The 13,121-nt window shown below is 66.3% G+C and carries 11 protein-coding genes; 2 read left to right on the plus strand and 9 right to left on the minus strand.

What is annotated here, in order from left to right:
* Nucleotide 1 precedes the first annotated feature (1 nt).
* The 6 genes from KTR40_RS00830 to glyA are packed head-to-tail and all read right to left on the minus strand — an operon-like array spanning nt 2 to nt 7,973.
* Entirely contained in the window at nt 2-1,375 is a 1,374-nt protein-coding gene (locus KTR40_RS00830; protein ID WP_228404978.1) for an L-serine ammonia-lyase, read from the minus strand.
* A gap of 1 nt (nt 1,376) precedes the next feature.
* Complete coding sequence (locus KTR40_RS00835) at nt 1,377-2,015, minus strand: sarcosine oxidase subunit gamma (RefSeq protein ID WP_228404979.1); 639 nt, start codon at nt 2,013-2,015, stop codon at nt 1,377-1,379.
* Nucleotides 2,008-4,968 (minus strand): sarcosine oxidase subunit alpha family protein, encoded by a 2,961-nt coding sequence (locus tag KTR40_RS00840; protein WP_228404980.1) that lies wholly within the window; start codon nt 4,966-4,968, stop codon nt 2,008-2,010. Before KTR40_RS00840 ends, KTR40_RS00835 begins: the two co-directional genes overlap by 8 nt.
* The gene (locus KTR40_RS00845; protein ID WP_228404981.1) at nt 4,965-5,369 is read right to left on the minus strand and encodes a sarcosine oxidase subunit delta; all 405 of its coding nucleotides are present in this window, start codon (nt 5,367-5,369) and stop codon (nt 4,965-4,967) included. Before KTR40_RS00845 ends, KTR40_RS00840 begins: the two co-directional genes overlap by 4 nt.
* 31 nt (nt 5,370-5,400) lie before the next feature.
* A complete protein-coding gene (locus tag KTR40_RS00850; protein ID WP_139027402.1) occupies nt 5,401-6,621 on the minus strand; it encodes a sarcosine oxidase subunit beta family protein in 1,221 nt (406 codons plus the stop codon).
* Nucleotides 6,618-7,973: a serine hydroxymethyltransferase gene (glyA, locus tag KTR40_RS00855; RefSeq protein WP_139027403.1), complete on the minus strand. Its 1,356-nt coding sequence runs from the start codon at nt 7,971-7,973 to the stop codon at nt 6,618-6,620. Before glyA ends, KTR40_RS00850 begins: the two co-directional genes overlap by 4 nt.
* Nucleotides 7,974-8,127: 154 nt before the next feature.
* Here glyA and KTR40_RS00860 point away from each other — a divergent pair, with 154 nt between their 5' ends.
* The gene (locus tag KTR40_RS00860; RefSeq protein ID WP_228404982.1) at nt 8,128-8,805 is read left to right on the plus strand and encodes a GntR family transcriptional regulator; all 678 of its coding nucleotides are present in this window, start codon (nt 8,128-8,130) and stop codon (nt 8,803-8,805) included.
* A gap of 109 nt (nt 8,806-8,914) precedes the next feature.
* Complete coding sequence (locus KTR40_RS00865) at nt 8,915-10,120, plus strand: MFS transporter (protein WP_228404983.1); 1,206 nt, start codon at nt 8,915-8,917, stop codon at nt 10,118-10,120.
* A gap of 27 nt (nt 10,121-10,147) precedes the next feature.
* Here the strand turns inward: KTR40_RS00865 and KTR40_RS00870 are convergent, their stop codons facing one another.
* The 3 genes from KTR40_RS00870 to KTR40_RS00880 are packed head-to-tail and all read right to left on the minus strand — an operon-like array spanning nt 10,148 to nt 13,058.
* Nucleotides 10,148-11,227 carry a LacI family DNA-binding transcriptional regulator gene (locus KTR40_RS00870; RefSeq protein WP_228404984.1) on the minus strand — a complete coding sequence of 360 codons (1,080 nt, stop codon included), beginning with the start codon at nt 11,225-11,227 and terminating at the stop codon, nt 10,148-10,150.
* 47 nt (nt 11,228-11,274) lie between these two features.
* Nucleotides 11,275-12,180, minus strand: a complete 906-nt coding sequence (locus KTR40_RS00875) for a carbohydrate ABC transporter permease (RefSeq protein WP_228404985.1) — start codon at nt 12,178-12,180, stop codon at nt 11,275-11,277.
* A complete protein-coding gene (locus KTR40_RS00880) occupies nt 12,177-13,058 on the minus strand; it encodes a carbohydrate ABC transporter permease (RefSeq protein WP_228406207.1) in 882 nt (293 codons plus the stop codon). The genes KTR40_RS00875 and KTR40_RS00880 overlap by 4 nt, the downstream gene beginning before the upstream one ends.
* Nucleotides 13,059-13,121 lie beyond the last annotated feature (63 nt).

Genomic DNA, 13,121 nt, shown 5'->3' on the forward strand with positions numbered 1-13,121 from the left:
GTCAGCACTCGATCACATTCACGGCAAGGCCCCCTCGGGACGTTTCCTTGTACTTGGTTTTCATGTCGGCGCCCGTCTCGCGCATCGTCTTGATGGCTTTGTCGAGGGACACCTTGTGGCTGCCGTCGCCGTGCAGGGCAAGGCGGGCGGCGTTGATCGCCTTGACGCTGGCGATCGCGTTGCGCTCGATGCAGGGGATCTGCACCAGCCCGCCCACGGGATCGCACGTCAGGCCCAGGTTGTGTTCAATGCCCACCTCGGCGGCGTTTTCCACCTGGGCGGGCGTCCCGCCCAGCACCTCGCAGAGCCCGGCGGCAGCCATGGAGCAGGCGGACCCCACTTCACCCTGGCAGCCCACCTCGGCGCCGGAGATTGAGGCGTTGATCTTGAACAGGATTCCGACGGCGGCCGCGGCCAGCAGGAAGCGGACCACACCGTCGTCGTCGGCGCCGGGGACGAACTTCACGTAGTAGTGCAGCACCGCCGGGACGATCCCCGCAGCGCCGTTGGTGGGCGCGGTGACAATCCGCCCGCCGGCGGCGTTTTCCTCGTTCACGGCCAGCGCGAACAGGTTCACCCACTCCATGGCCCGCAAGGGGTCGGTGACTCCCGTGTCCGCCGTCAGGGTCTGGAGTAACGACGGCGCGCGGCGGCGCACGTTGAGCCCACCGGGAAGGATTCCTTCCGCGGCGCAGCCGTTGTCAACGCATTCGCGCATCACCGCCCACAGCTTCAGGAGTTCCTCGCGCAGTTCCGCCTCGGACCGCCAGGACAGCTCGTTGGCCAGCATGACGTCCGAGATGGACATGCCCTCGCGGCTGCAGATCTCGAGGAGCTCGTCGGCCGTGTTGAACGGGTGCGGAAGGACAGTGGAGTCAGCCACAACGCGGTCGCCTGCGTCAGCATCGCCGTCAACGACGAAGCCGCCCCCAATCGAATAGAAGCTCCGTTCGCTGAGTACGGCACCAGCGTGGTCCAGCGCCCGGAAAGTCATGCCGTTCGGGTGGGCGGGAAGGGACTTGCGCCGGTGCAGCACCACGTCCTCATCCCAGTTGAAGTCCACCCGGTGGTCGCCGCAGATCCACAGCTCGGCATCCAGCGCGGCCGCGGCCACCTGGTCATCGGCGGTGGTGGTGTCCACCGTTTCGGGGTCCAGGCCCTTGAAGCCCAGGACCACGGCCTTGTCTGAACCGTGGCCCCGCCCGGTGGCACCCAGGGAGCCGAACAGCTCGGCCTGGACCCGGGTGGTGGAGCTCAGGTGTCCGTCGCCCTTGAGCCCGTCAGCGAACAGCTTCGCTGCGCGCATCGGGCCGACCGTGTGTGACGACGACGGCCCGATGCCAACGGAGAACAGGTCCAGGACGCTGAGCGCCATGTCAGGGGACCTCGGGGGAGGCGTACTCCCGCATTGCGTCCAGGAGCCAGCGGCCCAGGAAATCGGCGAACGAGGCGCGGGGGAAGATCCGGAACGACTCGTCGCCCGTCTTCCACAGCACCGCCGGGATGTTGCCGATCTCCGTGGACAGGGCCGTGCCGGCCTGCAGGACACGGGGGTGCAGGTCCAGCGAGCAGCCCTTTTCCAGGACCGCCCTGGCCCGCGGGCCCGTGAGCTCAAACGTGGTGCGGTTGGCGGAAAGATCCACCACCTGCCCTGCGTCGCTGCCCAGTGCCTCGCGCAGTGCCTGGATCAGGTCGCCGCCCAGGGACTCGTGGGCTTCGGTGGGCGCCACCAACAGGAACTCTTCCGGGCCAAGCCACAGTACGGAGGTGTCCCCGGTGCCGCTGACGTTGCCGCAGGTGGCGGGCAGGCCGCCGGTGACGGCGGCGACGCGCTGGCCGGCTTCGCTGTTCCGGTTGACCCGGAGGCCCATCATGGTCAGGAACGGCACTTCACGAAGTTCCACCACGCCCGGGACGGAACCGGTTTCAAACTCTGCCCGGAGCTGGGCCGCGGGGCTGACCCGGAGGGAGAGGTTCTTCTCGTAGGAGGTTGCGGGTGCTGCTGTTTCAGCCATCTTTGCGGGTCCCTTCGGGGTCAAAAAGTACGGTTTCGGCGACGACGACGTCCACCAGCTGGTCGCCGGCGGCTGCAACCAGGGTTTCGCCGATCCGGTTGCGGCCGTTCTTGATCAGTGCCAGGCCGAACGACCGGCCCAGTGCTGCGCTGTGGTAGCTGGAGGTGACGAAGCCTTCCATCGGAACCGGGCCGTAGGCGGGGTTGGTGGAACGGCCCTTCTCAACGAGCTGGCTGCCTTCCGGGAGCCGGAGCGTTCCGTCTACCGGCAGGACGCTCACCAGGTGCTTGCGGTCCTCGCGCTGGGCGTCCGTGCGGGAGTAGGAGCGCTTGCCGATGAAGTCCTTGGCCTTGGAGACAATCCAGTCCATGCCGGCATCCTGCGGGGTGACGGTGCCGTCCGTGTCCTGGCCGACGATCGGGTAGCCCTTTTCGGCGCGGAGTACGTGCATCGTCTCGGTGCCGTAGGGGGTGATGTTGAACTCGGCCCCGGCGGCTGCCACGGCTTCCCACGTGTTCAGTCCGTACCAGGACGGCACGTTGATCTCGTAGGCCAGTTCACCGGAGAAGGAGATCCGGCAGACCCGGGCGCGGACGCCGGAGGCCAGGGTGGTTTCGCGGAAGGTCATGAAGGGGAACGCTTCGGCTTCCAGCCCGCCGTTGGCGGCCAGTTCCGGTGCCACCTTGGCGAGGACCTCGCGGGACTTGGGGCCGACGACGGCAATGGTGCTCCACTGCTCCGTCACGGAGGTGCAGTGCACGTCCAGTTCCGGCCACTCGGTCTGCAGCCATTCCTCCAGCCAGTCCAGCACCTTGGCGGCGCCGCCGGTGGTGGTGGTCATGAAGTAGGTTTCCTCGTCCAGGCGCAGGGTCACGCCGTCGTCGAAGATCATGCCGTCAGGGGTGCACATCACGCCGTAGCGGGCCGAGCCCGGGGCGAGTTTCTTGAACGCGTTGGTGTAGATCCGGTTGAGGAACTCACCGGCATCCTTGCCGCGGATCTCGATCTTGCCCAGGGTGGTGGCGTCCATGAAGCCCACGGAGTCGCGGACGGCGGCGCACTCGCGCAGCACGGCGGTGTCCATGTCCTCCCCGTCCTGCGGGTAGTACCAGGGCCGCTTCCACTGCCCGACGTCCTCGAACAGGGCGCCCTTGGCGACGTGCCACGGGTGGATCGAGGTCTTGCGGGCGGGGTCGAACAGTTCGCCGCGCTGGCGTCCGGCCAGTGCCGCGAAGGCAACCGGGGTGAACGGTGCGCGGTAGGTGGTGGTGCCGATATCGCCGATGCCGCGGGAAGCTTCGCCGGCGGTCCGGAGTGCGGCGGCGATGACGCCGATCGCGTTGACGCCGGAGGTCTTGCCCTGGTCGTTGGCGGTGCTGATGGAGGTGTACCGCTTGATGTGCTCCACTGAGCGCATGCCGGCTCCGGTGGAGCGCAGCACGTCGGCCACGGACTGGTCGCGCTGGAAGTCCACGAAGTGGTGGTGCCAGTCATCCGGGGTGCCCTGCTCGCCCGGAACCAGCCACAGCTGGCGGGTGGGGGCGGCGGCCTTCGGCTCGGAAAGAACAATAGGATCGACGTCAGCGTCAGAATTTTCAGGGCTGAAGCCGGCAGCGCGGGCCGCGGTGAGCCCTGCGGAGACACCCTCGGCGAGGCAGTCGGCCAGGGCGAAGCTGCCCCGGCCCGAGCCGATGGTCTGCTGGTTGGGGACCACGGTGCTGGGCACAAACGCAGCCAGGTCGTCGTCCCAGCGCAGCTTGCCCTGGCGCTGGGAGTGCAGGTGCACCAGCGGGCTCCAGCCACCGGACACGGCCAGCAGGTCGCAGGCGATCTGCTCGATGCCCGAGGTGAGCTCCCCGTCGTCGTTAATGCTGCGGACGGTGACGCCGTCCACGCGGCCGTCTGCACCAGAGGCGGAGGTGTTGGCCACCGCGCTGCCGATCAGCACGCGCGTGCCGGCTTCGACTGCGGCAGCGGCCACGGCGGTGAGCTGCGGACGGGCGTCCACCACGGCAGCGACCTTGACGCCGGCGGCGCGCAGGTCCGCGGCCAGGGCGTAGGCGCTGTCGTTGGTGGTGCTGATGACCACGCGCTGCCCGGCGGCAACTCCGTAGCGGTTCAGGTAGCTGCGGATGGCGGAGGCGAGCATGATGCCCGGGCGGTCGTTGTTCTCGAACACCAGCGGGCGTTCGTGGGCGCCCGGCGCCAGCACCACCTGGTTGGCACGGATGTGCCAAATGCGCTGCCGGGAAACTCCCGGTGCCGCGGGGGAGGACAGGTGGTCCGTGCGGTTCTGGACGGCGATGACGTAGTTGGCGTCGTAGGCGCCGAAGGCGGTGGTGCGGTTCAGGACGGTGGATTCGGCGCCGGAAACCAGTTCGGCTTCAACGTCGGCCACCCATTCCAGGGCCGGCTTGCCTTCGATGGTCTCCGCCAGTTCAGGGGATGTGGACCCTGACAGGAGGGAGCCGCCCAGTTCCGGCTGGTCGTCCAGGAGCATCACGCGGGCACCGCTGCGGACAGCTTCACGCGCTGCGGCGAGGCCGGCGGGGCCGCCGCCGATCACCAGGACGTCGGTGTGGACGTACTTCTTGTCGTATTCGGCCCGGTCCTCCTCCGGGTCCAGCTTGCCCAGTCCGCTGAGCAGCTCAGCCTTGAGGCCGTCCACCAGGGTGACCGTGGTGGCGGGGAGCATGGACTCGGCAACGTCACCCGGGAAGCGCGCGGCGATCTTCACCATGGCGTTGGATTCCTCCACGCCGGCGGACATGATGCCGCGGGGCCGGTCCTCGTAGAGGGAGTTGCCGGCGTTGATGCGGCCATTGGCGATCAGGGCTGAGGCGAGGGTGTCGCCCGGGTGGCCGGTGAACTCTTCGCCGTCCACCGTGAAGCGCCAGGAAATGGTGCGGTCGATGCGTCCGCCGGCGGCGAGGCGGGCGTTCTGGGAAGTCACTTGGTTGCTCCTTCCGGGGCGGTGGTGCTGGAGATGCTGGTGGTGGAGAGGCTGGGGGCCGCGTTTCCCGTGGTGGTGCTGTCAGCGGCGGTGCTGGCAGTGCCGGTGTCGGCGGTGACCTTGCCGGCGGCATCGGGACGGGGTGAACCCATCGGGTAGATCGCCTGGATCTCGTAGGTCACGGTGTCGCGGAGCATGTTGAACCACCGGCGGCAGCCGGTGCTGTGCAGCCAGCGCTCGGCGAACGCGCCCTTGGTGTTGTCGCGGTAGAACAGGTATTCGGCCCATTCGCGGTCGGTCAGTTCGTTAGGGTTTTCCGGGTAGGCCACGTGGGCCTGGCCGCCGTAGTGGAACTCGGTCTCGTCGCGGGAGCCGCAGTTGGGGCAGGAGATGAGCAGCATGTGCGTCTTCTTTCTTAAGTGCGTCTGGCAGCTAGTGGGCGACGGCGGCAGCGCCGTGTTCGTCGATCAGCGCGCCGGTCTCGAAGCGCTCCAGGGCGAACGGCTTGTTCAGCCTGTGGGGTTCACCGGTGGCGATGTTGTGCGCGAACGTCATGCCGGCCGCCGGGGTGGCCTTGAAGCCGCCGGTGCCCCAGCCGCAGTTCACGAACATGTTCTCCACCGGGGTGTTGCCCACGATGGGGGACGCGTCCAGCGTGGTGTCCACGATGCCGCCCCAGGTCCGGAGCACGTGGGCCCGGGCGAAGATGGGGAAGAGTTCGACGGCGGCGGCCATCTGGTGCTCGATCACGTGGAAGGAACCGCGCTGGCCGTAGCCGTTGTAGGAGTCCACGCCGGCGCCCATCACCAGTTCGCCCTTGTGGGCCTGGGAGACGTACACGTGCACGTGGTTGGACATCACCACCGTGGGGTGGACGGGCTCATGAAGTTCGGAAACCAGCGCCTGCAGCGGGTGGGACTGGATGGGGAGCCGGAAGCCTGCCATTTCGGCCAGGACCGAGCTGTGGCCAGCGGCGGCGAGGCCCACCTTTTCGGTGTTGATGGTGCCGCGGTTGGTCTTGACGCCCACCACGCGGTTGCCGTCCTTGACGAAGCCGGTGACTTCGCAGTTCTGGATGATGTCCACGCCCATTTCGTCGCACTTCCGGGCGAAGGCCCAGGCCACGTGGTCGTGCTTGGCGATACCCGCGCGCGGCTGGTAGGTGGCGCCCATGACGGGGTAGCGGATGTTGTCGCTGATGTTCAGGATGGGGCAGAGTTCCTTGACCTGCTTGGGGTCCAGCCACTCGGCGTCAACGCCGTTGAGCTTGTTGGCACCCACGCGCCGCATGCTTTCGCGGACGTCGCCCAGGGTGTGGGCCAGGTTCATGACGCCGCGCTGGCTGAAGAGGAAGTCGTACTCAAGCTCCTCGGGCAGGATTTCCCAGAGCTTGAGGGCGTGCTCGTAGATGGCCGCGCTCTCGTCCCAGAGGTAGTTGGAGCGGATGATGGTGGTGTTCCGGGCCATGTTGCCGCCGGCCAGCCAGCCCTTTTCCAGGACGGCGATGTTGGTCATCCCGTGGTTCTTGGCAAGGAAGTACGCGGTGGCCAAGCCGTGCCCGCCGCCGCCGACGATCACAGCATCGTAGGAGGACTTGGGCTCCGGGTTGCGCCAGAGGAAGTCGGGGTGCTCGGGAAGGAGGTCTGCGCTCACTGGGCTGCTCCAATCAGGTCTGCTTCGAAGGCGGCAACGTCGGTGCCGTCCTTGAGGTGGGGGTACAGGGGGAACTTCTCCGCCAGGGCGGTGACGCGGGCGCGGAGTTCGACGGCGGTGCTGTCGCCCAGGGAAGTGCTCCCGGAGGCGACGCTGCCTGCCGAGGCGATCAGCGCCGTCGCAATGATGTCCGCGACCTCTGCAAATTCCTCCGCGCCAAAGCCGCGGGTGGCCAGGGCCGGGGTGCCGATCCGGAGGCCGGAGGACACCATCGGCGGGCGGGGGTCGAACGGGACAGCGTTGCGGTTCACGGTGATGCCGATCTTGTGCAGGGCGTCTTCGGCCTGCTGGCCGTCCAGTTCGGAGTTGCGCAGGTCCACCAGGACCAGGTGGACGTCGGTGCCGCCGTTGACCACGGAAATTCCTGCTGCAGCGACGTCGTCCTTGAGGAGACGCTCGGCGAGGAGCTTGGATCCCTGCAGGACGCGTTCCTGGCGCTCCTTGAACTCGGGGGAGGCGGCGAGCTTGAAGGCCACGGCCTTGGCGGCGATCACGTGCTCCAGCGGGCCGCCCTGCTGGCCGGGGAACACGGCGCTGTTGATCTTCTTGCCGTACTGCTCCTTGGCGAGGATGACGCCACCGCGGGGGCCGCCCAGGGTCTTGTGCGTGGTGGTGGTGACCACGTCGGCGTAGGGCACCGGGTTCGGGTGCAGGCCGGCTGCAACCAGTCCGGCGAAGTGGGCCATGTCCACCATGAGGTAGGCGCCAACGAGGTCGGCGATGCGGCGGAACTCGGCGAAGTCCAACTGGCGGGAGTAGGCGGACCAGCCGGCAACGATCAGCCTGGGCCGGTGTTCCAAGGCAAGGGCCTCGACTTCGGCCATATCGATACGGAGGTCGGATTCGCTGACGTGGTACGGGACCACGTTGTAGAGCTTGCCGGAGAAGTTGATCTTCATGCCGTGGGTCAGGTGGCCGCCGTGGGCCAGGCTCAGTCCCATGATGGTGTCGCCCGGGTTCAGCAGGGCGAACATGGCGGCGGCGTTGGCCTGGGCGCCGGAGTGCGGCTGGACGTTGGCGAACTCTGCGCCGAAGAGCGCCTTGACCCGGTCGATGGCCAGCTGCTCCACAACATCCACATGCTCGCAGCCGCCGTAGTAGCGCTTGCCCGGGTAGCCCTCGGCGTACTTGTTGGTGAGGACCGAGCCCTGTGCCTCCATGACGGCGGACGGGGCGAAATTCTCGGAGGCGATCATTTCCAGCGTCGACTGCTGGCGGCCCAGCTCACTGGCGATGGCCTGCTGGACCTCAGGATCGACTACGGAAAGTCGCTCGTTCAACTGCTCAACCACGGATGCTCCTTTGAAATACCATTTATTCAATGACTGATATATCAGTGTGAGATCAATGGTATGATTGGGATCACAGCAGAGTCAAGAGCTGGACCGAAAGCGGCTTTTAGCTACCGTTTCGGTGCAGCGGGTTACCAAAGATAGGAGCGGCGCCTTGAATGCACTTCTTGCCCTGACCCCTGCGGAGGAGGAAGCCCCGGCCCCGTCCCAGGCCGAGGCCGCGTACCGGCAGCTGCGGGACAAGCTGATCATGCTGGAGATCCGTCCGGGGGAGCCGATCAACGACGGGCAGCTGGCGGCGGAGTTGGGCTTCAGCCGTACTCCCGTGCGCGAAGCAATCAAGCGGCTTGAGGTGGACCACCTGGTCATTTCCTATCCCCGCCGCGGAACCTTCGCCACCAATGTGGACTTCACCGAGCTGGCCGACGTGTCCGAGGTCCGGGAGCTGCTGGAGCCCCTCGCGGCCCGCCGCGCGGCGGACCGTGCCAGCGAAAGCATGCGGCGGGAACTGCTGCAGGTTGCGGACGCCATCGCAAGCATTGATCCCGGGACGGGGGAGTCACGCGACCTGATGCGCTACGACCTTATGGTGCACCGGCTGATCTACAAGGCGGCCGCCAACCCCCACCTGGAAGACACCCTGATCCGCTACGACAACCTGGCCACCCGCATCTGGTGCGTGGTGCTGGACAAGGTTCCCTCCGTGACCGGCCACATCACCGAACACGTGGACCTGCTTAAAGCGGTGGCAGCCGGCGACGCGGACAAGGCAGGGGAGCTGGCCCTGCACCACGTCACCAGCTTCGAGGAAACCATCCGCAAGATCCTCTAGCCCCCGGGACGCTCTCTCACTTAGTGCCGGTTCTACCCGGACCCTCTCGCACTTACCGTCGCTTCTACCCGGACCCTCTCGCACTTTCTAAAGGATGGAACCCGCAACGATGCCCGCTGCCACCCGGAACGCACAGGACCGTACTGTCAGGTTCGGCTTCGCCTTCATCGGCGCTCTGCTCATTGCAGTCAACCTCCGGGTGTCCTTTGTCAGCGTGGGGCCGGTCCTCGCGAACATCAGCTCCGACCTTGGTTTGTCCAGCGCTGCAGCGGGATTCCTGACCGGCCTTCCGCTCATTGCTTTCGCAGTCTTTTCACCCCTGGCGCCCGGCTTCGCCAGTCGTCTGGGCCTCGACCGTGCGCTGTGGATGTCGTTGCTGTTCCTGGCCTCCGGCATTGCGCTCCGCTCCTTGCCCGTTCCCGGATTCATCTGGTTGGGCACAGCACTGATCGGCCTCGCGATAGCGTTCCTAAATGTCCTGGTCCCGTCGCTGGTGAAGCGGGACTTTCCCACTCGGGTCAGCCAGCTCACCGGCAGCTACACCGCCACCCAGGCCGTCTTCGCCGCTATGGGGGCCGCCGTCGTCGTGCCCGTTGCGCAGACTTCCGCCGCGGGATGGCGGCTGGCCCTCGGCATCTGGGTGGGACTGGCCCTCATCGCCATGGCGGTGCTCCTGCCCTGGCTGCGCCGGCACAGCTCCGGCACCATGAAGGCCCCCACTCCGGAAGTGCCCCACCAATCGCCCTGGACCTCGGCTGTGGGCTGGCAGGTGACCATCTTCATGGGGCTCCAGTCGATCGCCTTCTACGTCCTGATGGCCTGGCTGCCCACAATCGAACAAAGCCGCGGGGTCCCGGCCGCTACCGCCGGCATCCACCTGTCCGTTTTCCTGCTGATTAGCGTCTTCGCAAGCCTTGTAGCAGGGGGCATCCTTCACCGCGGGTCGGACCAGCGGCTCGTCTCCTTCACCAGCGGCGCGGTGATGGTTGTGACGTTCCTGGGCCTGGCGGTCGCACCGGACCTCATCCTGCTGTGGGTCTTCCTGGGGGCGGTCGGGTGCGGAAGCCTCATTGTCATTGCCCTGTCGCTGTTCAGCCTCCGGACCGTGAACTACCCGCAGGCGGCATCCTTATCCGGCATGGCGCAGTCCGTGGGCTACGGCCTGGCTGCCGTGGGGCCGGTGATGTTCGGTGCTCTTCGCGATCTAAGCGGAGACTGGACGCTTCCACTGTTGGTTACAGCGGGCATTATGGCGGTCCTTGCCGTGACGGGTGTGCTCGCGGGGCGAAACCGGGTGATCAGCGCCTCAGCATGACCACCCGCCGTCGTGCCTTTATCCAGGTCAGGTCCGCGCCTGGGCCTTCACCGAGGTCCGTTCCACTGCGGGGCAGTGGATTTTAGCAACCCCGCCCGTGCCGGATGCCGGCGCCCCGTCCAGTTCGAGCAGCATCCGGACACCCGCGGCGCCCAGCTCGTAATGGGGCAGGGACACCGTGGACAGCGGGGGGCGGAGGTGTGCGGCGATGACTTCCTGGTTGTCGAATCCCACGACCGCCATGTCATCGGGGATGGACAGGCCGTGTTCCCGGAGGCCGTCGTAAAGGCCCATGGCCATCCGGTCGTTGTAGCAGTACACCGCCGTGACCCCGAGCTTGAGGAGCGCAGCGGTTGCTCCATAGCCGCCTTCCTGGTCCGGATACGCTTCCAGTACCAGGCCGGGGTGGAACGGAACGCCGGCTTCTTCAAGCGCCTGCCGGTACCCCAGGAGGCGGCCGTCCTTCGCTGGCGCGGGGATGGTGGCATTGATGAACGCGATCCGGCGGTGGCCCTGCCGCAGCAGGATTTCCGTGGCAGAGCGGCCGCCCTGCACCTCGTCCGGAACAACGGCCCGCGTACCCGGCTCGTCTGAAAAGCAGTTCACCAGGACGAAGTCCGCTTCACGCAGCGGCGCAGGGATGTCCGTCTGCCGGTGGAACCAGGTGGAATAGAGGATGCCGCGGACTTTGTACTCGAGCATCATCTGGATGGCGTCCTGCTCGAGTTCGTTGTTGCCCTCGGTGTTGGCGATCAGCAGCGCGTAGCCATGCTTCCACGCCTCGTCCTGGGCGCCATGGATGATCTGGCCCGCGAAGGGCGTGGTGGCAACACCGTCGGCCACCAGCCCGATGAACCGGGAACTTCCGCTGACCAGGGTCTTAGCCATGGCATTGGGGCGGTAGCCCAGGGCACGGATGGCATCGTTGACGCGCTGGCGCGTTTCCTCTGCAATCCGGGCGCTCTTTTTCTTGTTGACCACCAGTGAGACGGTGGCCGTCGAAACCCCGGCTGCTTCTGCGACTTCGCGGAGGGTAACCGGGTGGGCGCGCTCCGGGGTCCGCGGCGAACGGGCCGCCGCTGCCGGCTTCCCTGCACCATTCTCCATTGAACTCACCTGTCCTCCGTCAGGAGTATATCCGCCTGCCGTGGCCGTCATCCCTTGCTCGCCCCGCTCTCCAGCCCCTGGATCATGGCCTTGTTCAGCACCAGGAAAACGAGCAGCAGCGGGGTAATGGTGACGCAGACGGCTGCGAAGGTTGCGGTCCAGTCCACCTTGCCCATGGCGCCGATGTAGTTCTGCAAGCCCAGCGGAATGGTCTTCAGGTCCTCGGACAGGACAAACGTGTTGGCGAAGATGAAGTCGTTCCAGATGAAGATGCTGTTGACCAGGACCACGGTCACCACAGTGTTCAGGGACAACGGCAGCGTGATCAGCCCGAAGATCCTGTAAGGGCCGGCGCCGTCAAGCGAGGCTGCCTCATACGTTTCCTTGGGGATGTACTCGTAGAACGAGCAGAACAGGTACACGGACATGGGCAGGGAGAATCCCGCCAGCGGGATGATCATCGACTGGTAGGTGTCCAGCAGGTTCACGGCCGAGTAGTCGATGAACAGCGGGACCAGGGCGATCTGCACCGGGACGATGATGCCGATCAGGAACAGCCCGCGGACCAGCTTGCTGAGGCGGAATCCGAGGACCTGGATGGCGTAGGCGGCCATCATGCCGAACAGGACGATCAGGATGTTGGCCCCCATGGTCACGATGAAGCTGTTGAGGATGTTCCGGCCCAGATCCCCGGTTTCGAAGGCCCGGGCGTAGTTCTCCCACGTGAGGGAGCTGGGCAGTGCGAATGGATCGCCGGTGGCAAAGTCCTGCTCCGTCCGCAGGCTGGTCAGGAACAGCCACGCGAGCGGGTACACCTGGACGATCACGATGAGCATGATCAGCACGCGTGACAGCGTGCGGAACAGGTCGGGCCTGCGACGGCGGCGCTGCACGGAGTACCGGGGAGGTACGACGGCGGGTGGCTGGGTGGGCGGGGCTGCTTGGGTGATCATGAGTCTGCCTTCCGCTTGAGCAGGAACAGGATGAGGCCGACGGCGATGAGGCACTCGACAACGATGAAGACGGAGATGGTGCTGGCGTAGCCGAAGTCCGTGCTGGTGAAGGCGGTCTTGTACATGTAGGTGGTCAGCAGTTCGGAGGATTGTCCCGGGCCGCCGTTGGTCATCAGGTAGGGGATGTCGAAGCCGCGCAGGCCGTAGGTGGTGGCCATGATGGTGGTGGTGATCCACACCGGCCGGATGTAGGGGAACCGGATCTTGGTGAACAGGGTCCAGCGGGAAGCGCCGTCCAGGACCGCGGCCTCCTCAAGTTCCTTGGGCACGGCGATCAGGGCCGCGTAGATGATGAGCATGTAGAGCCCGGTGAAGCGCCAGCCTTCCGGAGCCGAGACTGCTGTGAGCACCGTGGAGACGTCTGAGAGCCAGGGCCGTTCGAGGCTGCCAAGGCCCACCCAGTGGAACAGCTGGTTGAGCAGGCCCACGGGTTCCAGGGAGTAGATCCGGACGAACAGGAAGGCGATGGCCACGGTGGAGATCACTGCCGGCAGCAGGTAGAGGGTCTTGATGAGTTCCCGTCCCCGGGTCAGGGACGTGAGGAGGCTGGCCACCACCAGGGCACCGCCGAGCTGCAGGACCAGGCAGATGGCCAGGTAGATGAGGGCGTTAAGGAACGCGCGCCAGAAGATGTCGTCAGCAACGAACATCCGGACGTAGTTGTCCAGCCCCACGAACTCCATGTCGCTGATGCCGTTCCACGAGAAGAAGCTCAGGAACAGGGACTGGAGGATCGGAAAGAGCACAGCTGCGCCGTAGAGCAGCAGGGGCGGAAGCAGGAAGACCAGGACCGAGGTCCGTGACCTGTTGGGAAGCATCCTGTTGGGTTGCATGGCGGGGCCTTTCGGGCGGGGGACCGTGACGGTCCCCCGCCGCATGGT

Origin of the sequence: Pseudarthrobacter sp. L1SW (assembly GCF_020809045.1) — a bacterium.
Lineage (GTDB): Bacteria > Actinomycetota > Actinomycetes > Actinomycetales > Micrococcaceae > Arthrobacter.

Coding starts and splice junctions, on each gene's coding strand:
- KTR40_RS00830 (WP_228404978.1), bottom strand. CDS start 1,375: ATGGCGCTCAGCGTCCTGGACCTGTTCTCCGTTGGCATCGGGCCGTCG.
- KTR40_RS00870 (WP_228404984.1), bottom strand. CDS start 11,227: ATGGAGAATGGTGCAGGGAAGCCGGCAGCGGCGGCCCGTTCGCCGCGG.
- KTR40_RS00880 (WP_228406207.1), bottom strand. CDS start 13,058: ATGCTTCCCAACAGGTCACGGACCTCGGTCCTGGTCTTCCTGCTTCCG.
- KTR40_RS00865 (WP_228404983.1), top strand. CDS start 8,915: ATGCCCGCTGCCACCCGGAACGCACAGGACCGTACTGTCAGGTTCGGC.
- KTR40_RS00845 (WP_228404981.1), bottom strand. CDS start 5,369: ATGCTGCTCATCTCCTGCCCCAACTGCGGCTCCCGCGACGAGACCGAG.
- KTR40_RS00875 (WP_228404985.1), bottom strand. CDS start 12,180: ATGATCACCCAAGCAGCCCCGCCCACCCAGCCACCCGCCGTCGTACCT.
- KTR40_RS00835 (WP_228404979.1), bottom strand. CDS start 2,015: ATGGCTGAAACAGCAGCACCCGCAACCTCCTACGAGAAGAACCTCTCC.